The sequence below is a fragment of the Mycobacterium sp. C31M genome (assembly GCF_053345865.1).
The window spans coordinates 150,768-171,179 of record NZ_JBKFAX010000008.1; the positions used below are offsets into that span (position 1 = coordinate 150,768).

At 65.6% G+C, this 20,412-nt stretch carries 23 protein-coding genes and 1 tRNA gene; 9 read left to right on the plus strand and 15 right to left on the minus strand.

Annotated elements, in window-relative coordinates; genetic code table 11:
• The first annotated feature begins 19 nt into the window (after positions 1 to 19).
• On the plus strand, positions 20 to 175 hold the full coding sequence (locus ACLBYA_RS14130; protein WP_447710045.1) for a hypothetical protein: 156 nt from the start codon (positions 20 to 22) through the stop codon (positions 173 to 175).
• Here the strand turns inward: ACLBYA_RS14130 and ACLBYA_RS14135 are convergent.
• From ACLBYA_RS14135 to ACLBYA_RS14145, 3 genes are all read right to left on the minus strand, one after another.
• Positions 172 to 576 carry an HNH endonuclease gene (locus ACLBYA_RS14135; protein WP_447710046.1) on the minus strand — a complete coding sequence of 135 codons (405 nt, stop codon included), beginning with the start codon at positions 574 to 576 and terminating at the stop codon, positions 172 to 174. The genes ACLBYA_RS14130 and ACLBYA_RS14135 overlap by 4 nt on opposite strands.
• Positions 577 to 617: 41 nt before the next feature.
• A tRNA-Thr gene (locus tag ACLBYA_RS14140) sits at positions 618 to 692 on the minus strand.
• Positions 693 to 711: 19 nt separating this feature from the next.
• The gene (locus ACLBYA_RS14145; RefSeq protein ID WP_447710047.1) at positions 712 to 1,743 is read right to left on the minus strand and encodes a hypothetical protein; all 1,032 of its coding nucleotides are present in this window, start codon (positions 1,741 to 1,743) and stop codon (positions 712 to 714) included.
• A gap of 116 nt (positions 1,744 to 1,859) precedes the next feature.
• On the opposite strand from ACLBYA_RS14145, the gene ACLBYA_RS14150 reads away from it, so the two are divergent.
• A complete protein-coding gene (locus tag ACLBYA_RS14150) occupies positions 1,860 to 2,588 on the plus strand; it encodes a response regulator transcription factor (protein WP_447710048.1) in 729 nt (242 codons plus the stop codon).
• A gap of 15 nt (positions 2,589 to 2,603) precedes the next feature.
• The gene (locus ACLBYA_RS14155) at positions 2,604 to 4,034 is read left to right on the plus strand and encodes a sensor histidine kinase (RefSeq protein WP_447710049.1); all 1,431 of its coding nucleotides are present in this window, start codon (positions 2,604 to 2,606) and stop codon (positions 4,032 to 4,034) included.
• On the opposite strand, the gene ACLBYA_RS14160 is transcribed toward ACLBYA_RS14155, so the two are convergent.
• Complete coding sequence (locus ACLBYA_RS14160) at positions 4,022 to 4,426, minus strand: HIT family protein (RefSeq protein WP_447710050.1); 405 nt, start codon at positions 4,424 to 4,426, stop codon at positions 4,022 to 4,024. The two genes, ACLBYA_RS14155 and ACLBYA_RS14160, sit on opposite strands and share 13 nt — an antisense overlap.
• Before the next feature lie 62 nt (positions 4,427 to 4,488).
• Here ACLBYA_RS14160 and ACLBYA_RS14165 point away from each other — a divergent pair, with 62 nt between their 5' ends.
• Positions 4,489 to 6,132, plus strand: coding sequence for a 3-(methylthio)propionyl-CoA ligase (locus ACLBYA_RS14165; protein WP_447710051.1), 1,644 nt, complete (start codon positions 4,489 to 4,491; stop codon positions 6,130 to 6,132).
• Here ACLBYA_RS14165 and ACLBYA_RS14170 read toward each other — a convergent pair.
• The 9 genes from ACLBYA_RS14170 to ACLBYA_RS14210 form a co-directional block, all read right to left on the minus strand.
• Positions 6,125 to 6,964, minus strand: a complete 840-nt coding sequence (locus tag ACLBYA_RS14170) for an SDR family NAD(P)-dependent oxidoreductase (RefSeq protein ID WP_447710052.1) — start codon at positions 6,962 to 6,964, stop codon at positions 6,125 to 6,127. The two genes, ACLBYA_RS14165 and ACLBYA_RS14170, sit on opposite strands and share 8 nt — an antisense overlap.
• Before the next feature lie 14 nt (positions 6,965 to 6,978).
• On the minus strand, positions 6,979 to 7,398 hold the full coding sequence (locus ACLBYA_RS14175; protein WP_447710053.1) for a nuclear transport factor 2 family protein: 420 nt from the start codon (positions 7,396 to 7,398) through the stop codon (positions 6,979 to 6,981).
• A 1-nt stretch (position 7,399) separates the two neighbouring features.
• A complete protein-coding gene (locus ACLBYA_RS14180) occupies positions 7,400 to 8,533 on the minus strand; it encodes an NDMA-dependent alcohol dehydrogenase (protein ID WP_447710054.1) in 1,134 nt (377 codons plus the stop codon).
• Between the two features lie 96 nt (positions 8,534 to 8,629).
• Positions 8,630 to 9,184, minus strand: coding sequence for a nuclear transport factor 2 family protein (locus ACLBYA_RS14185; protein WP_447710055.1), 555 nt, complete (start codon positions 9,182 to 9,184; stop codon positions 8,630 to 8,632).
• Between the two features lie 6 nt (positions 9,185 to 9,190).
• The gene (locus ACLBYA_RS14190; RefSeq protein WP_447710056.1) at positions 9,191 to 9,397 is read right to left on the minus strand and encodes a ferredoxin; all 207 of its coding nucleotides are present in this window, start codon (positions 9,395 to 9,397) and stop codon (positions 9,191 to 9,193) included.
• 1 nt (position 9,398) lies between these two features.
• The gene (locus tag ACLBYA_RS14195) at positions 9,399 to 10,787 is read right to left on the minus strand and encodes a cytochrome P450 (protein WP_447710163.1); all 1,389 of its coding nucleotides are present in this window, start codon (positions 10,785 to 10,787) and stop codon (positions 9,399 to 9,401) included.
• Positions 10,788 to 10,789: 2 nt separating this feature from the next.
• Positions 10,790 to 11,617: an SDR family oxidoreductase gene (locus ACLBYA_RS14200; RefSeq protein WP_447710057.1), complete on the minus strand. Its 828-nt coding sequence runs from the start codon at positions 11,615 to 11,617 to the stop codon at positions 10,790 to 10,792.
• A 12-nt stretch (positions 11,618 to 11,629) separates the two neighbouring features.
• Positions 11,630 to 12,832 (minus strand): cytochrome P450, encoded by a 1,203-nt coding sequence (locus tag ACLBYA_RS14205; RefSeq protein ID WP_447710058.1) that lies wholly within the window; start codon positions 12,830 to 12,832, stop codon positions 11,630 to 11,632.
• Positions 12,833 to 12,834: 2 nt separating this feature from the next.
• Entirely contained in the window at positions 12,835 to 13,443 is a 609-nt protein-coding gene (locus ACLBYA_RS14210) for a TetR family transcriptional regulator (RefSeq protein WP_447710059.1), read from the minus strand.
• A 184-nt stretch (positions 13,444 to 13,627) separates the two neighbouring features.
• Here ACLBYA_RS14210 and ACLBYA_RS14215 point away from each other — a divergent pair, with 184 nt between their 5' ends.
• The 5 genes from ACLBYA_RS14215 to ACLBYA_RS14235 are packed head-to-tail and all read left to right on the plus strand — an operon-like array spanning position 13,628 to position 18,385.
• Positions 13,628 to 15,097: an aldehyde dehydrogenase gene (locus ACLBYA_RS14215; protein ID WP_447710060.1), complete on the plus strand. Its 1,470-nt coding sequence runs from the start codon at positions 13,628 to 13,630 to the stop codon at positions 15,095 to 15,097.
• A gap of 11 nt (positions 15,098 to 15,108) precedes the next feature.
• Entirely contained in the window at positions 15,109 to 15,870 is a 762-nt protein-coding gene (locus ACLBYA_RS14220) for an SDR family oxidoreductase (protein ID WP_447710061.1), read from the plus strand.
• Positions 15,867 to 16,706 carry an NAD(P)-dependent oxidoreductase gene (locus ACLBYA_RS14225; protein WP_447710062.1) on the plus strand — a complete coding sequence of 280 codons (840 nt, stop codon included), beginning with the start codon at positions 15,867 to 15,869 and terminating at the stop codon, positions 16,704 to 16,706. The genes ACLBYA_RS14220 and ACLBYA_RS14225 overlap by 4 nt, the downstream gene beginning before the upstream one ends.
• A gap of 40 nt (positions 16,707 to 16,746) precedes the next feature.
• Positions 16,747 to 17,169 carry a carboxymuconolactone decarboxylase family protein gene (locus ACLBYA_RS14230; protein WP_447710164.1) on the plus strand — a complete coding sequence of 141 codons (423 nt, stop codon included), beginning with the start codon at positions 16,747 to 16,749 and terminating at the stop codon, positions 17,167 to 17,169.
• The gene (locus ACLBYA_RS14235) at positions 17,159 to 18,385 is read left to right on the plus strand and encodes a hypothetical protein (RefSeq protein WP_447710063.1); all 1,227 of its coding nucleotides are present in this window, start codon (positions 17,159 to 17,161) and stop codon (positions 18,383 to 18,385) included. The genes ACLBYA_RS14230 and ACLBYA_RS14235 overlap by 11 nt, the downstream gene beginning before the upstream one ends.
• 54 nt (positions 18,386 to 18,439) lie before the next feature.
• On the opposite strand, the gene ACLBYA_RS14240 is transcribed toward ACLBYA_RS14235, so the two are convergent.
• Together ACLBYA_RS14240 and ACLBYA_RS14245 are read right to left on the minus strand one after the other, a co-directional pair.
• Positions 18,440 to 19,036, minus strand: a complete 597-nt coding sequence (locus ACLBYA_RS14240; protein ID WP_447710064.1) for a TetR/AcrR family transcriptional regulator — start codon at positions 19,034 to 19,036, stop codon at positions 18,440 to 18,442.
• Positions 19,037 to 19,054: 18 nt separating this feature from the next.
• Positions 19,055 to 20,335, minus strand: coding sequence for a cytochrome P450 (locus ACLBYA_RS14245; RefSeq protein WP_447710065.1), 1,281 nt, complete (start codon positions 20,333 to 20,335; stop codon positions 19,055 to 19,057).
• Positions 20,336 to 20,412 lie beyond the last annotated feature (77 nt).

Sequence of the window (20,412 nt, forward strand, 5' to 3'; positions counted from 1 at the left end):
TGCGGAGAATCCCGCAGGGATGGAACAGCAGAAGGTGCCGCCGCAGACGCCCAAGGACGCCACCAAGGCCACCGCCGAGCAGCGCGAACTCCAGGACCAACTCGACCGCCGGCACGAGGATCCCGACGGTCCTGGCCTGCACGAAAGCCGTCGCCAGATCGCCGACGAGACCTAGTAGGACTTCCCGTCGGCGTACCGCTGTCTGCGGAAGCTGCGGCCGTTGCCTCGGTTGCGGCTCTTGTACGTCGGCAGTTGCGAGTCGCAGTTCGGGCACACCAGGCGGAGGTTTTCGCGGCGGTTGTTGTCCGGGTTGCCGTCGATGTGGTCGAGGACGAGTGCGAGGGGGAGCCCCTGCCAACTGCTGGCGCCGCCACAGACCGCGCAGCAGTGAGATTGCTCTTTCGCGATATAGCCACGGATGTAATGCCCGCGCCGGGAATCCACCCACGCCTCTCCGGACTCCAGCCAGAGCTTCACGCTGGAACTTCGGCGAACCGATGCCTGGCATGTATTGCTGCAGTAGATTTTCTGACTGCGCTTGGAAAGTGCAGCGCCGCAACCTTGGCAGAGCCTCATGTAAAGAACCTACGGGCACCCACCGACACGTCGGTGATGCGTGGAGCCCCCTATCGGGATTGAACCGATGGCCTACATATTACAAGTATGTCGCTCTACCACTGAGCTAAGGAGGCGGGTCGAACGCCGATCAGTCTAGCCTTCCTCGTCGATGACCCGTTCGGAGACCACCGCGCGCGGCCCCGTGCTGGTGCGCCGGCTGCGCTGCCGCGGCAGCGGGATGCGACCGGCGATGTTCGACAGCGGGTTGACCACCTGCGAGAGCGTGTTGACCGCGTCGTGCAGGGCGTCGATGGTCGGGGCCAGCGCCTCCAGCCCGGGTGCGAGCCGATTGAGGGTGTCGGCGACATCGGCGAGCTTGAGCAACGGGCCGTCCGGATCGGTCAGGGTGTCCAGCAGGCCGCCCTCGGCCAGCAGGGTGTCGGCGACACCGTCCTCGCGCAGGATCCGCTCGATCAGACCGTCGTCGGCGAGCAACTGGTCGGCGAGGCCGCCGGGGGCGATCACCCGGGACAGCGCGCCGCTGTCGGTGGTCATCCGGTCGATCAGGCCGCCCTCGGCGGTGATCTGATCCACCAGTCCGCCCGGTGCCAGTGCCCGACCGACCGGCCCGTTCTCGGCCAACAGTTGATCGGCGACACCGTCGGAGCGCAGCGCCCGTTCGATGACGCCCTCCTCGGCGAGCAGCCGGTCGGCCAATCCGCCGGGGGCGATCACCCGGGTCACCACGCCGCCTTCGGCGGTCAGCCGGTCCACCAGGCCGCCCTCGGCGGTGACCTGGTCGATCAGGCCATCCTTGGCGAGCGCACGGGCGACCGGGCCGTTCTGGTTGTTGAGCCGGTCCAGCAGGCCGCCCGGCGCGGTGAGTTGATCGACCAGTCCGCCCGGACGGAGCAGCTGGTTGAGCGGACCTTCGGGGGCCAGTGCGCGGCCCAGCGGCGCGTCATCGTCCATCAGCCGGGCCAGCCGGTTCGCCCGGTCCACCGCATCGTCGATCCCGAGCATCGCGGCAAAGCCGGTGGTACTGCTGCCGGGGTTCGCGTCGTTGACCGAGCGCTGCACCACCTTGAGGGTGCCACCTGCGATGTTCAGTCCCAGGTCGGCAACGGCCAGCCCGACCCGGACGGGTGCGGTGGCAACGGCCACGATGGTGTTGCCGAGGTTCATGCCGCCAGTGTAGGGCGGCATGGGTCGGGGCGGCCGGGAACGCCGCGACAGCATTCTCAGGCACTTCACAGCCAACCTCCAGCGTCACCTCAACCATGGAGAGGACTGTGAAGTTCATGGCAATGGCAGCGATCTCCGAATCTCATGACAGCATCCCCGAGGCGCGGGTTCTCGTCGTCGACGACGAGACCAACATCGTGGAGCTGCTCTCGGTGAGCCTCAAGTTCCAGGGGTTCGAGGTGCACACCGCCTCCAGCGGTCCCGATGCCCTGGCCAAGGCACGCGACATCAAGCCCGATGCGGTCATCCTCGACGTGATGATGCCGGGTATGGACGGGTTCGGTGTGCTGCGCCGGATGCGTGCCGACGGCATCGACGCACCCGCGTTGTTTCTGACCGCACGGGACAACCTGCAGGACAAGATCACCGGTCTGACCCTCGGCGGCGACGACTACGTCACCAAGCCGTTCAGCCTCGAAGAGGTGGTCGCCCGCCTGCGGGTCATCCTGCGCCGGGTCGGGCGCGGTGTGGAGGAGCCCAAGAATGCCCGGCTGAGTTTCGCCGATATCGAGCTCGACGAGGAGACCCACGAGGTGTGGAAGGCCGGCGAGCCGGTCTCGTTGTCGCCGACCGAGTTCACCCTGCTGCGCTACTTCATCATCAACGCGGGAACCGTGCTGTCCAAGCCCAAGATCCTCGACCACGTCTGGCGCTACGATTTCGGCGGTGACGTCAATGTCGTCGAGTCCTACGTCTCCTACCTGCGCCGCAAGATCGACACCGGCGACAAGCGGCTGCTGCACACGCTCCGCGGTGTCGGCTACGTCCTGCGTGAACCGCGGTAGAACCCAACGGTATCCATGACCGAAAGACACCGCCGGGGTGTGCCGCTGCGCGTCGGTCTGGTGGCGGCCACGTTGGTGCTGGTGGCCATCGGACTGCTCGCCTCGGGTATCGCGGTCACCTCGATCATGCGGCACACCGAGATCGAACGGGTCGACGACACCCTGCTCGAGGCATCCGGCGGCTGGGCGCGCGCACCAATGGCGTTCGCGGCACCGCTACAGGATCCCAACCCGGCCCACCCGCCGACCAACTTCTACGTCCGCGGCACCGACGGTGATGGCCGGGTCCAATTGGCCATCAACGACAGTTCGGCCGAACCGATCCTGCCACCCGACAACAATGTCGGCCCCGAACCGGTCACGGTCGGATCCGTCGACGGATCCGGCGTCCAGTGGCGCGCGGTGACGGTGCGCGGCCCCGACGGTGAACTGACCACCGTCGCGATCGATCTCACCGACGTGGAATCCAGTGTCCGCGCGTTGGTCTGGTCCCAGGCGGGGATCGGGGCCGCGGTGCTGCTGGTACTCGGCGTCGTCGGCTACGCGTTTGTGCAGCGCAGCCTGCGGCCCCTGGCCGAGGTCGAGGAGACCGCCGCCGCGATCGCCGACGGTGAACTGGATCGTCGTGTCCCACAAAGGGATCCGCGCACCGAGGTCGGTCGGCTGTCGCTGGCGTTGAACGGCATGCTCGCGCAGATCCAGCGCGCGATGGCCTCCTCGGCCGAATCGGCCGAGCTGGCGCAGCAGTCCGAGGAACGGATGCGCCGCTTCATCGCCGATGCCAGCCACGACCTGCGCACCCCGCTGACCACCATCCGCGGCTACGCCGAGCTCTACCGCCAGGGCGCCGCGCGCGATACCGAGATGCTGATGGGCCGCATCGAGAGCGAGGCCGGCCGGATGGGCCTGCTGGTCGAAGACCTGCTCTTGCTGGCCCGGCTCGACGAGCAGCGCCCGCTGGACCAACGCCGGGTGGACCTGCTGGCGCTGGCCAGCGATGCCGTGCACGACGCGCAGACGGTCGCGCCGGGCCGTCGGATCGACGTCGAGGTGTTCGACGGTCCCGGCACCCCCGAGGTACTCGGCGACGAGGCACGGTTACGACAGGTGTTCAGCAATCTGATGTCCAATGCACTGCAGCACACCCCGGAATCGGCGCGGGTCACCGTGCGGGTGGGTACCGAGAACGACGAGGCCGTGATCGAGGTGTGCGACGAGGGCCCGGGTATGAACCCGCAAGACGCCCAACGGGTTTTCGAGCGGTTCTACCGCGCGGACACCTCACGCACCCGAACCAGCGGGGGCTCGGGCCTGGGTCTGTCGATCGTGGACTCCCTGGTGCTCGCCCACGGTGGCACCGTGGCGGTGGAAACCGCACCCGGGCGGGGCTGCCGGTTCCGGGTGGCGCTGCCCAGGATCGTCGAGGTCGCCGCTCAGCCCAGCTGAGCCAGCGCCGCCTTGATCTTGGCCTGCGCCTCGTCGAGGGACTCCGGGGTCGGGTTGCGGTCGACGGAGGCGAACCCGAAATCGCTCAGGTTGCGGGCCGGGAAGACGTGCACATGCAGGTGCGGCACCTCCAGGCCGGCGATGATGACCCCGGCGCGTTCGGTGTCGAACGCCGCGCAGACGGCCTTGCCGATCTTCTGCGATACCGCCATGACCCGGCCGAACAGCGCGGGATCGAGGTCCTGCCAGTTGTCCACCTCGGCACGCGGCACCACCAGAGTGTGGCCCTGCGTCATCGGTTCGATCGTCAGGAACGCGACGATCTCGTCGTCCTCGTAGACGAATCGGCCGGGGATATCTCCGTTGATGATCATGGTGAAGACAGTCGCCATGAGGTCGAGGTTAGTCCCCCGATCGCCTGCACCGTGACCCCGGCACTGACTAGCCTGGCCAGATGCTGGGCCTCATGCAGGATCGTCCGTTGATGATCTCGTCGCTGATCGAACACGCGGCAACCTTTCACGGCGACACCGAGATCGTGTCGCGGCTACCGGAAGGAAGTATCCGGCGCACCACCTGGGCCGCGGTCGCCGACCGGTCCCGACAGGTCGCCAACGCGCTGGTCGAACTGGGCATACAGCCCGGCGACCGGGTGGGCACGCTGGCCTGGAACAGCGACCGCCACCTGTCGCTCTACTACGGTGTTTCCGGTTCGGGTGCGGTGCTGCACACCGTGAACCCCCGGCTGTTCGCCGAGCAACTGGTCTACATCATCAACCACGCCGAGGATCAGGTGCTGTTCTTCGACATCACATTCGCGCCCTTGGTGGAACAGCTTGCCCCGCAACTGAATACCGTACGCACTTATATCGCGATGACCGATCGTGAGCACATGCCCGATACTGCGGTCGGTCAACTGCTGTGCTTCGACGAACTGGTCGACCGCCAGTCGAGCACCTTCGACTGGCCCGAGTTCGACGAACGCAGCGCCTCCTCGCTGTGTTACACCTCGGGCACCACCGGCAACCCGAAGGGCGTGCTGTACTCACATCGCTCGACGGTCCTGCACGCACTTGGGGCGATCCCGCGGGACGGCTTCGACGTGCACAGTGGATCCACGATCCTGGTGGTGGTGCCGATGTTCCACGCCAATGCCTGGGGCACGCCGTACACCGCGCCGATGGTCGGTGCCAAGCTGGTCCTGCCCGGACCGCACCTGGACGGCGAGAGCCTGTACTCCCTGATGCGCGATGAACGGGTCAACTTCACCCAGGGCGTCCCGACGGTGTGGATGATGCTGTTCTCTTATCTCGATGAGCACCCCGAGATCGACCCGCACGAACTGAAACTGGAGTTCGCCGGCACCGGCGGAGCAGCCCTGCCGCAATCGATGATCGAACGATTCGAGCGCGATTTCGGCTCCGAGGTGGTGCAGGGCTGGGGGATGACCGAGACCAGCCCGCTGTGTGTCATCGGCAAGCTGCAACCGCGGCACGCGAGCCTGTCGGCCGACGAGAAGATGGCCCTCAAACTCAAGCAGGGACACGGCATCTTCGGTGTCGACATCAAGATCGTCGACGATGACGGCAACCGGCTGCCCTGGGACGGTAAGGCTTTCGGCGAGGTGTTCGTCCGCGGACCGTGGATCGCCAGCGGCTATTTCAAGGGTGAGGGCGGTGACAAACTCGATGCCGAAGGATTCTTCCCGACCGGCGATGTCGCCACCATCGATCCCGACGGCTACCTGCACCTCGTCGACCGCGCCAAGGATGTCATCAAATCCGGCGGTGAATGGATCAGCTCGATCGACCTGGAGAACGCGGCGACCGGCCACCCTGCCGTCGCCGAGGCCGCCGTCATCGGTGTGCCGCACCCGAAATGGCAGGAGCGGCCGCTGTTGCTCGTGGTTCGCCGACCCGGCCAGGAAGCCACCCGGGAGCAGATCCTCGAGTTCCTCGCCGAGCGGGTCGCCAAGTGGTGGTTGCCCAATGATGTCGTCTTTGTCGAGGAGCTGCCGCACACCGCCACCGGCAAGTTGCTGAAGGTGCAGCTGCGCAACGAATACCGCGACCACACCCTGCCGGATGTGACTACCTGACCGCGGCGGCGACCTCGTCGACGGTCCAGGGTGGTTCGTCGGTGTGCTCGCGGTAGGCGAGGATGGTCGGTGTCTGTCGGTCGAACCGCCCGATGAAACCGCCTGCGGCGATGAAGATCTGGCCGGTGATCGCCACGGCGGCGTCCCCGGCGAGGTAGGCATAGGTGGGGGCGACGTACTCGGGCGGGGCGGCATCCATCGCGCCCTGATAGGAGACGTCGTCCAGCAGGCCGCGACGGTTCAGCTCGGTGATGTGCTGTTCGTACTCGTCACCGGTGGACAGCCGGGTCTTGGCGCCGGGGCACACCACATTGGCCCGCACGCCGTGCTCGGCGAGTTCGGCCGCGATCGCCAGGGTCAGGCTGTTGACGCCGCCTTTGCCTGCCGGGTATCCGGTACCGCCGTAATCACCAAGGAATGCAAAGGAACTGGTGTTGACGATGGCCCCCGAACCCTGCCGCACCATGTGTGGCGCGGCGGCGCGGCAGGTTTCGAAGGCCGTCATCAGATGCGCATCGAGCAGGTCGCGGAACTGTGCCGACGACACGTTCAGGATCGACGAACCGACGGGTTCGGCGGTGCCGGCGCAGTTGATCAGGATGTCGATCCGGCCGAACTCGGCGACGCACCGGTCGATCAGGGCGTCGGCGATCTCCGGGTCCGCGGGCGAACCGGCGAACCCGATGCCCGAAACACGTTGTGCGGCAGAATCGACGGCGTCCGGGTCGCGGCCATTGACCACCACCCGGGAGCCCTCAGCCGTCAACAACTCGGCCACGGCCAGGCCAACACCGCGGGTGCCGCCGACGACGACGGCAACCCGCCCGGTCAAGGTGTCAGTTATCTTCAGCCCACCTCGGAGAACGACATGGCATCCATGTTCCAGTAGCCACGCAGGTTGGTGATCAGCCCGGTGTCGTCCACCTTGTAGGTGAACACCCCGCGCACGGTGGCGACGAACCCATTCGGGAACGTCGTCTCCAACACCAGGATGTAGGCGATCTCGTTCGGACTGCTGGACGGGAAGGTCGCCTCACGGGTGACCCGCAGCTGGTTGGGGCCGATATTGGTGTCGTAGAAGGCCGCCAGGGCTTCCTTACCGCGTACGCCGGTGCCGTCGGGGTTGGTGACGGCCTCGCCGATCGGATCCTCGACCAGGATGTCCTCGGACATCAGTGCCAGCCAACCCTCGCGGTCGCCGGACTGCACGCACCGCCACGATGATTCGGAGGCGGTGACCACGGGTGACTGCTCCAGGGTGGTCATCTCAGCGGTCCGCGTCGGTGTAGCGGATGACGCCACGGATGTTGCGGCCCTCCAGCATGTCCTTGTAGCCGTCGTTGATCTGCTCCAGCTTGTACTGCCGGGTGACCATGTCGTCCAGGTTCAGCCGGCCGGCCTTGTACATCGACAGCAGCAGCGGGATGTCATGGTGCGGGTTACCGCCGCCGAAGATGGTGCCCTGCAGGTTCTTCTGCAGCAGCGTCAGCATCGACAGGTTCAGCGTCACCTGGGTGTCCATCAGGCTGCCCATGGCGGTCAGCACGCAGGTGCCGCCCTTGGACGTGATGTTCAGGTAGTTGTCGACATCCGCGCCGTGCAGTTCGCCGACGGTGACGACGGTCTTCTTGGCCATCCCGCCGTGGGTGGTCTCGGCGATCCCGCCCATGGCGGCGAAGATGTCCGGGTACACGTGGGTGGCACCGAACTTCAGCGCCTGGTCGCGCTTCCACTCGACCGGATCGATGGCGAAGATGTACCGGGCGCCGGCGTTGACAGCACCCTGCAGTGCCGACATCCCGACGCCGCCGACGCCGACGATGGCGACATCCTCACCGGGACGGATATCGGCGTTGCGCACCGCCGAGCCGTAACCGGTGGTGACACCACAACCCACCAGGCAGGCCACCTCGAACGGGATGGTCGGGTCGATCTTCACCACCGAACTCTTGTGCACCACCATGTACGGGCTGAACGTGCCCAGCAGGGTCATCGGGTACACGTCGGCGCCGTCGGCGGCGGCGTGGATCCGGAAGGTGCCGTCGGACACCGCGACACCGCCGAGCAGCCCCGCACCCAGGTCGCACAGGTTGCGCATGCCGGCCTGACACGACGGACATTCGCCGCAGGACGGGATGAACGACAGCACGACGTGATCGCCGGGGGCGATGTGCTCGACACCGGGGCCCACCTCGGTGACGATGCCGGCGCCCTCATGGCCGCCGAGCACCGGAAAACCGGCCATCGGAATGCCGCCGGTCACCAGGTGGTGATCGGAATGGCACATGCCTGAGGCTTCCATCTGGATCTTGACCTCGTCCTTGGCGGGGTCGCCGATCTCGATCTCCTCGATGGTCCAGGGCTGGTTGAACTCCCTGATCAGAGCGCCTTTGGTCTTCATCCGCCTGTGCCTTCCATTAGAGCCGGTGTCCTCAGACTAGAGGCATTAGTTACGTACGTCACACCCACCCCCAAGCAACCGCTTGGCCGGGAAGTTTCACCAGATCGGGACGGGTGCCTGGCCCAGCGGGTAGTAGCCCGGCAGCTTCTCGCCGGCCAGCGAACGCTCGATGCGCTTCTGCATCGTGGCACTCAGATCTCCGGAGGTGATGAGGTCCATGAACATCTTCTGGACGTGGCCGAAGTCGAAGAAATCGCGCTGCCACTCGATGAGCAGAGCTCCGTCTTGCCCCCCGGCGGTCAGGCGGAACCAACTGCCGCCGATCCCGTAGATCTCGTCCTGGGTGCCGTCGCCCTTGTTGACGATCTGCTTCCAGAATCCGACGACCTCGTTCTGCTTCTCGTCGATCAGGGTCTTCTGATACTCGTAGACCCAGTTCTCCAGCCCTTCCATCTCCAGGCCCAAGGCGATCTCGCGTATCTGATCCCTGCCGGCGCACATGACGTCTTCCTTGGGACCGATGTTCCAGCCGTAGGTGGCATCGTCGGTGTAGAACTCCGCCAACGATTTCCAGTCACCCGCGGCCTCGGCATCCTGGTTGGCCTTGAGCCAGCGGGCGACCCAGTCCTCGAGTTGTTCGCGTGACGCCATTGTCATTCAGTCCTTTTCTGTGATGGAAAGTGCTCGGGTGGGACACATATCTACAGCCAGCTCCACGGCATCGCGGAGCTCGTCGGGTGGTTCGGGGTCGAGGATCTCGACGACGCCGCGTTTGGGCACCTTGAACACATCGGGTGCCTCCAGCTCGCACATGGCGTGGCCCTGGCACAGGTCCTCGTCGAGTTCCACGCGGTAGCAGCCCATTTCAGGCTTCCTTGATTCCCCGGTCGCTGCGCTCCTGCCCGCCGATGACGCGCCTGCGGTAGCGGACCATTGCCGGCCGCTCCAGCTGGACGACCATCTTGGAGTGGTCGTTGCGGTAGCTATCCGCGGGCTGTGCCATCTCGAACTCGTACTCGCGCAACAGCACCGAGAAGATCGCCTTGATCTGCATCTGGGCGAAGGCCGCTCCGACGCAACGGTGCCGGCCCGCGCCGAACGGGATCCAGGTCCACCTGTTGACCAGATCCTCCTGGCGCGGCTTCTGGTAGCGGTCGGGGTCGAAGGCGTCCGGGTCCGGGAAATCCTCGGGCAGCCGGTTGGAGATGGCGGGGGAGGCAGCGACCATCTGGCCCTTGTGGATCGGGAAGCCGGCGACCTCGAACTCGTCCTGGGCCACCCTCATCAGGATGATCAGCGGCGGGTGCAGACGCAGGGTCTCCTTGAGCGCGTTGTCGATGTTCGGGATCTGGCGCAGCGCATGGAAACTCACCTCCTGCCCGTCGGCGTACAGCTCGTCGAGCTCGTTCTGCACCTTGGTGTAGAACTCCGGATTGCGTAGCAGTTCGATCAGCGTCCAGCTGGATGTACCCGAACTGGTGTGGTGCCCGGCGAACATCAGCGAGATGAACATGCCGGTCACCTCGTTGGCCGAGAACCGCGGGTTGCCCTCCTCGTCCTTGATCGACACCAGCACATCGAGCAGGTCACGGTCGCTCTTGTCGGTGGGCGGGTTGGCAATGCGGTCGGTCATGACCTCCTGCACCAGTTCGACCAGGTTGGCCCGGGCCTCGTCGCGGATGCGGAAGCTCTCGATGGGCAGGTACGGGTCGACATAGCAGAGCGGATCGGTGCCGCGTTCGAGCAGGTGGTAGTAGTTCGCGAACCGGGAGTCCAGCTGGTTGCGGAACTTGCACCCGATCAGGCATGCCGTCGAGGTGTAGATGGTCAGCTCGGCGAAGAACTCCAGCAGATCGATCTCCCCGGAGTCGCCCCAGTTCTCGATCATCCGGCGGACCTCGTTCTCGATGGTCGCCGCGTGGCCCTTCATCTGCTCACCGCGCAGCGCGGTGTTGTGCAGCATCTCCGCCCGACGTTCCGGGTCGGCGTCGAACACCACACCCTCACCGAAGATCGGTGTCATGAACGGGTAGGCCTCGGCCTGGTTGAGCTCACTGTCGGTGGACCGGAAGAAGAACTCGTTGGCCTCTGAGCCCGACAGCATGATGACCTGCTTGTCGGCCAGCTGGAACCAGCCGGCGTCCCCGCATTCGTTGCGGATACGCCACATCAGGCCGATCGGGTCGGTGCGGAACTCCTCCAGATGGCCGTGTTCCTCCTCGCCACCCGAAACGCGTTGTACCTCTTTGGTGATGGTCACTGGCCCGGCATCCCTTCTTCACCCAGGGCAAGCTTCTGGCGGTCCTTGGTGGTGGCGAGCGGCGCTTCGGGCTGAAGCTCCATGTTGGCGATGTAGCTGCCGCGCGGGGTCTCGGCGACAAACGTGATGGCGCGGGCCAGGTCGTCGGCGCGCATGAAGTAGTCATGTCGGGCCTGACCCCATTTGGCCCAGTCCTCCAGAGCCGGACCGATCAATTCGGCGGGCAGGCTCCAGCCCATCGAGGTCTTGGTGGGGCCGGGATGCACGATCGAGGCGCGCACACCGGTGCCCTCGAGCTCCATCTGGTAGTTGTTCACCATCGCCACCAGGGCAGCCTTGGCGGAGCCGTATGCACCCATGTGCGGACGTTGACGCAGCGCCACCTCGGATCCCACGAAGATCAGATCGCCGCGCTGGCGTGCGATCATGCCGGGCAGCACTGCGTTGGCAACCCGGTAGGCACCGATCAGGTGGATCTGCACCTGGGATTCGAACTGCTCGGTGCTGATCGAGTCGAGCTTGCCGAAGTAGGTGTCCCCGGCACCCGCAACCAACAACTCGATATCGCCGAGTTCGGAGGTGGTCTGCTCGACGGCCGCCTTTACCGAGTCGGGATCGGTGACATCGAGATGGACCGCGATGGCCTCGCCGCCGTCGGCACGGATCTTGCCGACGATGTCGTCGAGCTTCTCGACGCGGCGGGCACCGAGCGCGACGGGAAATCCGTTGCGGGCGAGCCTGATCGCGGTGGCTTCGCCGATACCGGCTGACGCGCCGGCGACCAGCGCCGGACGGCGTTCGGGTAGGGGTGCAAAGCGTGGCATGTAACAGGCCTCTCAGCGGTACTTGACTGTGATGGGGAGATGAGCGAACCCGCGGACGCTGCTGGAGTGGACGCGGACGGCGTTGTCCTCGTCGACCTCGTATCCGCGGATTCGCTTGAACAACTCGGTCAGCGCCACCCGGGCCTCCATCCGCGCCAGATGCGCGCCGAGGCAGAAGTGGGCGCCGCTACCGAAACTCACGGTCTTCGAGCCGATCTCGCGATCGATGCGGTACTCGTCCGGGTTCTCGAAGACCCGCTCGTCACGATTGGCCGAACCGATCAGCAACACCAGGACATCGCCGGCCGGGACGGTGGTGTCATAAAACGTCAGATCCTCGGCGATCAGCCGGGCCAGGATCTGACTGGAGGCGTCATAGCGCAGGGTCTCCTCGACCCATGGGGTCACCAGCTCGTGGTTGTCGAAGACCGGGGCCAACTGACCCGGGTTCTTGTGGCCCCAATATGCGGCGTTGGCAAGCAGTTTGGTGGTGGTCTCATTGCCGGCGACGACCATCAGGAACAGGAACGCCATGATCTCGTCATCGGTCAGCCGGTCGCCATCGATCTCGGCCTCTACCAGCGCCGAGGTCAGATCATCGGTGGGGCTGCGGCGACGTTGCTTGACCATGTCGGCGTAGTACATCAGCAGCTCGCCCGAGGCGGCGATGGCCGAGTCGGGCACGTCGGCGACACCGTCCTCGCGGTGCATCACCGCGTCGGCCTGGGCGCGGATGCGGACCCGGTCCTCCTCGGGCACACCCATCAGTTCGGAGATGACGTCCATCGGCAACTTGCCGGCGAATTCGTCCACGTAGTCGAAGTATTCGGTCTGCAGCGCGGTATCGAGGTGTTGGTGCGCGATCTCGGTGACGCGGCCTTCCAGCTCGCGGATGCGGCGCGGGGTGAAACCCTTGGACACCAGGGTGCGTAGCCGCAGATGACCCGGATCGTCGAGCGCCAGGAACGACATGACGCGGTGCGCCTCGTCATTGCGTGAGATCGGATCCAGTGAGACGCCGTGCCGGTTGGACAGCGTCACGCTGTTGCGGAAGCCGGCGACGACATCGGCGTGCCGCGACAGTGCCCAGAAGTTGAGGTCCTCGTTGTGATAGAGCGGGGCTTCGTCGCGCAGACGCTTGTAGTAGGGGTAGGGATCCTCATGGAAGTGGTAGTTGTACGGATCGAGGATCAGGTCGACCGTGGGTGAGCTCATGGTTACTCCTCGCCCAGGATCAATCCGACGACGTAGGTGAGTCGGTCGGCGATCTGGTGGTAGGTGAACGCGCCGCTGCCGGCATTGACAAGCGCACCGAAGAACGTCATCTCCAGGGCTGAGACGACGCGTGGGTCGGCGTCGGGGCCGGCGGCCGACCGGATGCGCTTGTGGATCTCTGTGCCGATGCGGTCGCGCACGGTGCGCACCGCCGGGTCGCTGCTGCCGCTCAACAGGGCGGTGGTGCAGGCGGCCGCCAGGTCGGGCTCGTCGGCGATGACCAGGGTCAGGGCCCGGACGGCCTTGTCGACGCGGGTGGTCATCGAGTCGTTCACGTCGGTGAAGTACGGCACCTGCTTGACCAGGTCGAGGTATACCTCGGCGATCAGATGGTTCTTCGACGAGAAGTAGGTGTATGCGGTGGCCGGGGCAACCTTGGCCCGCGCGGCGACGGCGCGCACCGTCAGGTCGGCGTAGGACGTCTCGCGCAGCATCTCCATGCCGGCGGTCATGACCTTGCGAAAGGTCTCCTCCTGGCGCCGGTTGCGCGTCGTTTCCGCCTGCTCGCCGCCCGTGCCGTCTGTGACGGTCACCACCGAATTGCTGGACACATGTCCAAGTTATCCGACAACACCGGCGAGGAGCAAGCTCTGCACCTAAATTCCCTGCACAGCGGCATCGAATCTGCCGAAATAGGCAATGCGGAGGTGTCGAGCCTTGCCACCGTATCGACCGTGCGGCTATGGTTCGGAGAAATGTAGTCAGACACTTGTCCAGGAATGATCTAGGAGTGGGATGGCGATTCTGGCGGACCGTGAGAGCCGATTGCTGATCGACGGCAAGCTCGTCTCCGGAAACGGCGGCACCTTCGAGACCATCAACCCGGCGACCGAAGAGGTGCTGGGTGTCGCGGCCAACGCCGACGAGACCGACATGAGTGCGGCCATCGGCGCGGCGCGGGTGGCCTTCGACGAGACCGACTGGTCGACCAACACCGAACTGCGGGTGCGGTGCCTGCGCCAACTGCGTGAGGCGCTCCAGGCGAATGTCGAGGAGCTGCGCGAACTGACCATTTCGGAGGTCGGGGCCCCGCGGATGCTGACTTCCGGCGCCCAACTGGAAGGCCCGATCGACGATCTCGCGTTCTCTGCCGACACCGCCGAGAACTATCAGTGGCGCAGCGATCTCGGATACGCGACACCGCAGGGCATTCCGACCAATCGTGTGGTCGCCCGCGAGGCCGTGGGTGTCGTCGGCGCCATCACCCCGTGGAATTTCCCGCACCAGATCAACCTGGCCAAGGTGGGGCCGGCGCTGGCCGCAGGCAACACGCTCATCCTGAAGCCCGCCCCGGACACCCCGTGGGCCGCCGCGGTGCTCGGCGAGGTCATCGCCGAGCACACCGACTTCCCGCCAGGGGTCATCAACATCGTCACGTCCGACGATCACGGCGTCGGTGCGCTGCTGTCCCAGGATCCGCGGGTGGACATGGTGTCCTTCACCGGATCCACCAACACCGGGCGCGCGGTGATGACCGACGCCGCCGTCACGATCAAGAAGGTGTTCCTGGAACTCGGCGGCAAGTCGGCGTTCCTGGTGCTCGACGATGCCGATCTGGGCGGTGCCTGCGCCATGGCAGCCTTCACCGTCGCCATGCACGCCGGGCAGGGCTGCGCCATCACCACGCGACTCGTGGTCCCGCGCGCGCAGTACGACGCGGCCGTCGAGGCGGCGGCCGCCACCCTCGGCGGCATCAAGCCGGGTGACCCCAACAGCAAGCGCACCGTGTGTGGACCGGTCATCTCGGCACGCCAGCGCGACCGGATCCAGAGTTACCTGGACTCCGCGATCGCCGAGGGCGGCCGCTTCGCCTGCGGCGGTAGCCGTCCGGCCGATCTGGACACCGGGTTCTTCATCGAGCCGACCGTCATTGCCGGCCTGGACAATTCGGCCAAGGTGTCCCGCGAGGAGATCTTCGGCCCGGTACTGACCGTGATCGCCCACGACGGTGACGATGACGCGGTGCGCATCGCCAACGACTCGCCGTACGGGTTGTCGGGCACGGTGTTCTCCGGTGACGATGACCGCGCCCAGGCGGTGGCCTCCCGGCTGCGGGTCGGCACCGTGAACGTCAACGGCGGCATCTGGTATTCCGCGGATGCGCCGTTCGGTGGTTACAAGCAGTCCGGGGTCGGCCGCGAGATGGGTGTGGTCGGCTTCGAGGAGTACCTGGAGACCAAACTCATTGCCACGCTGGCGAAATAAGGAGATCAAGTATGGGGCAGTACGCGGAGTTCAAGGACAAGGTCGGCATCGTGACCGGTGCGGGCGGCGGGATCGGTCAGGCTTACGCCGAAGCACTGGCCCGTGAGGGCGCGGCCGTGGTGGTCGCCGATATCAACCTCGAAGGGGCGCAGAAGGTCGCCGACGCTATCTTGGGTGAGGGCGGCAACGCCCTGGCCGTGCGGGTCGACGTGTCCGATCCCGAGTCGGCCCGGGACATGGCCGCGCAGACGCTCTCGGAGTTCGGCGGTATCGACTACCTGGTCAACAACGCTGCGATCTTCGGTGGCATGAAGCTCGACTTCCTGGTCACCGTCGACCCCGAGTACTACAAGAAGTTCATGAGCGTGAACCTCGACGGCGCGCTGTGGTGCACCCGGGCGGTCTACAAGAAGATGGCCAAGCGGGGCGGCGGTGCGATCGTCAACCAGTCCTCTACCGCGGCATGGCTTTATGCCAACTTCTACGGACTGGCCAAGGTTGGCGTGAACGGCCTGACCCAGCAGCTGTCCCGCGAACTCGGCGGCCAGAACATCCGGATCAACGCCATCGCACCGGGCCCGATCGACACCGAGGCCAACCGCACCACCACACCGCAGGAAATGGTCGCCGATATCGTCAAGGGCATTCCGCTGTCGCGGATGGGACAGCCCGAGGACCTGGTCGGAATGTGCCTGTTCCTGCTGTCGGATCAGGCCAAGTGGATCACCGGGCAGATCTTCAACGTCGACGGCGGACAGATCATCCGGTCATGAAGCTCGGTTATATCGGTCTGGGCAATCAGGGTGCGCCCATGGCCAAGCGGCTCGCCGACTGGCCCGACGGCCTGATCGTCTTCGATGTTCGCACCGAGGCGATGACCCCGCTCGCCGAACTCGGAGCTTCGTTGGCGGACAACATCGCCGACGTTGCCAAGGCCGATGTCATCAGCGTGACCGTGCTCAACGACGCCCAGGTGCGCGACGTCGTCGGAGAACTCGGCGCGCATGCCGCCCCGGGCACCGTCATCGCGATCCATTCCACCATCGAGCCGGGCACTGCTCCAGAGCTGGCCGAACAGCTGGCGCCCAAGGGCATCCACATCGTCGATGCCCCGGTCAGCGGTGGCGCCGGTGCTGCCGACAAGGGTGAGCTGGCCGTCATGGTCGGTGCCGACGACGAGGCCTACGAGCTGGTCAAACCGGTGTTCAAGAAATGGGCGTCGATGGTCGTGCGGGCCGGGGGGCCCGGTGCGGGCACCCGGATGAAGATCGCCCGGAACATGCTGACCTTCATCGGCTTTGCGGCGGCCTGCGAGGCGCAGCAGCTCGCCGAGGCGGCCGGTATCGACCTGCAGAAACTCGGACGTGTGGTGCGTCACAGCGACGCGCAGAGCGGCGGTCCCGGGGCGATCATGGCTCGGGATGACACCAAACCTCTTGGTAACGAACACTTCCTATACAACATGTTCGTTCACACGCGTGGGCTGGCCGAGAAGGATCTCGGTTTGGCGCTGGCGATGGGCGAGGCGAGCGGTGTCGACCTGCCGCTGGCTGAGATCGCACTGCGGGACCTGGCCGCCGGACTCGGCGTGCCGCATACGAAGGAGTGAGGCAGTGACCGACGACCGTCGCAGGCAGGGCCTGCAGAAGATGAACGAGGTGTACGGCTGGGAGATGCCCGACATCCAGGGCGATCCCTACTTCGATCTCACCGTCGAGCATCTGTTCGGCACCATCTGGACCCGTCCCGGCCTGTCCATGCGGGACAAACGGCTGCTGACGCTGGCCGCGGTGACCGCGGTCGGCAACTCCGATCTTGCGGAGATCCAGGTCAACGCCGCCCTGCACAACGGGGAGATCACCGCCGAGGAACTCAAGGAGGTTGCGGTGTTCCTGACCCACTACCTCGGGTTCCCGCTGGGCTCCAAGCTGGACGGTGCGGTGAGCAAGGTGGTGCGCAACCGGGCGAAAGCGGCAGCGAAGGGCGGTGGCCAAGATGCGGCCGAAGACAAGCGAGCCAATGTCAACGCCGCGGTGAAGATGCACTCCGGGAAGTCGCTCGATGATGAGTAGGTATGCCGCGCTCTCGCGCGACGAGCTGGCGACGTTGGTCCCGGAGCTGCTGCTCATCGGTCAGTTGATCGACCGGTCCGGGATGGCCTGGTGCATCTCGTCGTTCGGCCGCGAGGAGATGCTGCAGATCGCCATCGAGGAGTGGGCGGCGTCCAGTCCGCTCTACACCCGGCGCATGCAGAAGGCGCTCAAGTACGAGGGCGTCGACATCTTCACCCTGTTCAAGGGGCTGCAACTCGACATCGGTGCGCCGCCGCAATTCATGGACTTCCGCTACGTGGTGTACGACCGTTGGCACGGCGAGTTCTATCTGGATCACTGCGGCGCGTTGCTCGACGTGGAGCCGATGGGCCCCGACTACGTCAAGGGCATGTGCCATGACATCGAGGACCCCACCTTCGATGCCACCGCGTTGGCCACCAACCGCAAGGCGCAGGTCCGACCCATCCACCGGCCGCCCCGCACGCCGTCCGACCAGCATCCGCACTGCCGGTGGACCGTCATCATCGACGAGTCCTACCCCGAGGTGCCGTTCATCCCCGAGATGGATCTTGTCAGTGCCACTCACGCGCATGCGTGCGAGCTCGATCCGATCGATCCGAATGATGAAGGCATGTCCGACTACTCGGGAGATCTGCTCGCCGATGTCGACTTCGCCGCGTTTTCGCATTCGGCCCTCGTCCGGATCGCCGACGAGGTGTGTATCCAGATGCACCTGCTGGTCAAGTCGTTCAACATCGCCGTCGAGAAGCGTGCCAAGGACGATGCGGCACTGGCCCGTTCGATTCGCACCAAGCAGTTGATCGGCATTGCCGGGGTGGCCGCCGGGCGGATCCACAAGGCCTTGAAGCTGCCGGCCAACACTGCGGGGGCACTGCGGGTGCTGGAACTGCACCCGCTGCTCAATCCGGCTGCCTATGTGTCCGCCGATGTCGCCCCGGACTTCGTACACGTGCGACGGTCGCCCGCCTACGAGGACGGCATCTGGATCTCGCTGGTCTCCCCGGTCGCCGACGCGCCGATCCAGGCCATTGTGCAGGCCGTAGACCCGCACCTGCGGGCCGAGCTGTCCGGTACCGAGACCGATTGGACCGTGCGTGTCATCGAAACCGACACCGCGGCCAAGAAACTGCCCGAGGTCGAGGTGTGCGAATTCAGCGGTGGCGCATCCTGGGTGTTCGAGGAGCGCAAGTCGCTGCCGCTCACCGTCGTCTAGTTGTGATTTGTGGAGTCTATGTAGGAACCATTCCGACAAAACTCCACAAATCGCTCAGGGCCGGGAGAGTGCCGGGGCGACCCAGCGCCGTAGGTAGGCTCGCAGCTGCTCGCCGGTCCGCGGGGGCCGGCCGGGGTCGATGACGAACGACTGGATGATGCGCAGCAGGTGCTCGGAGAGTTCGTCGACCGCGGCATCATCCAATCCGGCTGCGGCCCAATCGACATCGAAACGCCGGACCAGTGCCTGGGCGAACTGTAATGCCACATCGGAGGTCACCGATTCGGTGAGCGCGCTCGACCGTTCGGGCGCCAGCAGCAACCCGATGTGCTTGTCCTTGGGAATCCACTCCAGCGCCGTGGCCACCGCCTCGGTGGCTGCCTCGGCCGGGTCGGTCAGACCCTGGATATGGGTGGCGACGCGCTCCAGGAAATCGGTCGCGGCCAGCAGGCCGGCCTGCATCAGCAGGGCATCGGTGCTGGGGAAGTAGCGATAGACCGTCTGTCGGGTGACACCCAGTGTGCGCGCGACGTCGGCGATCGAGAAGTCGGCGCCGCGCTCATCGATCGCCTTGCCCGCGGCGGCGAGGATGCGCGCGACGGCCTCGTCGTCGCTGGCCGGCGCGGCGCCGGACCATCCGTGGGTTCGCACGCGGGGAATTGTAGCGAGCTAGGAGTAGGAAACCTGCAGGTCCTTGACGCCGTTGATCCAGCCCGACCGAAGCCGCTGCGGTTCAGCCAGTTTGGTGATGTCCGGGATCTGGTTGGCGATTTCGTTGAACATCAGCTTGATCTCCATGCGGGCCAGGTTGGCGCCGATGCAGAAATGTGCGCCGTTGCCCCCGAAGGCCAGGTGCGGATTCGGGTTGCGCAGGATGTCGAAACGGAACGGGTCGGTGAAGACGTCCTCGTCATAGTTGGCCGAACTGTAGAACAGCCCGACCCGCTGGCCGGCGCCGATGGCGACCCCACCGACCTCGGTGTCGACCAGCGCTGTGCGCTGGAAGCAGTGCACCGGGCTGGCCCACCGGATGATCTCCTCGATCGCGGTGTCGGGCCGCTCGCGCTTGAAAAGCTCCCATTGGTCCGGGTTTTCGAGGAAGGCATTCATGCCGTGTGTCATGGCGTTGCGGGTGGTCTCGTTACCTGCGACGGCCAGCAGGATGACGAAGAACGCGAACTCGACCTCCGTGATGCCCTCGCCAGCTTCATCTCCCATGTCGGCCTGGACCAGCCGCGTGACGATGTCATCGGCCGGGCACTTCCGACGCTGCTCGGCCATGTTGTATGCGTAGCCCATCAACTCGGCGTTGGCCGTCGTCGGGTCGCTGTCGAAGTCCGGGTCATCGGTGTTCATGATGCAGTTCGACCAGTGGAAGATCTTCTCGCGATCCTCCTCGGGCACACCGATCAGGTCGGCGATCGCCTGCAGCGGCAGCGGCATCGCGACATCGTCCACGAAGTTGCCCGAGTCCTTTGCTGCGGCGGCAGCGACGATGTCGCGGGCCGCCACGGCCAGCTTTTCTTCCAGCGCGGCCACCGAACGCGGCGTGAACAGCCGGGACACCAACTTGCGCAACCGGGTGTGCTCGGGAGCGTCGTGGTTGATCAGCAGTGCCTTGGTGAGGTCGAGTTGGTCGGCGGTGATGCCGTCCGGCAGGCGCATCACCGCGCCCTTGGCGTTGGTCGACCAGACATCGCCGCTGTTGCGCGAGATGGTCTTGACGTCCTCGTGCCGGCTGACCACCCAGTAGCCGCCGTCGTCGAAGATCGATTCGCCCTGCGCGTTCCACCAGATGGGGGCCGTTTTGCGCAGGTGGGCGAACTCGGTGACGGGGATGCCGCGCAGTAGCACCTCGGGGTCGGTGAAGTCATACCCCGGGGGTAGGAGCGGAGCGACACGGGGGGAGGCACCGTCGGCCCCGAACGGGCACGCATCCATCGTCGTCATCAAGCAGCCCTTCTCTGTGACCTACCGCACTTGTTGCATCGACCATACATGCAATCGCCAAGTGTATGGCCGTGGAC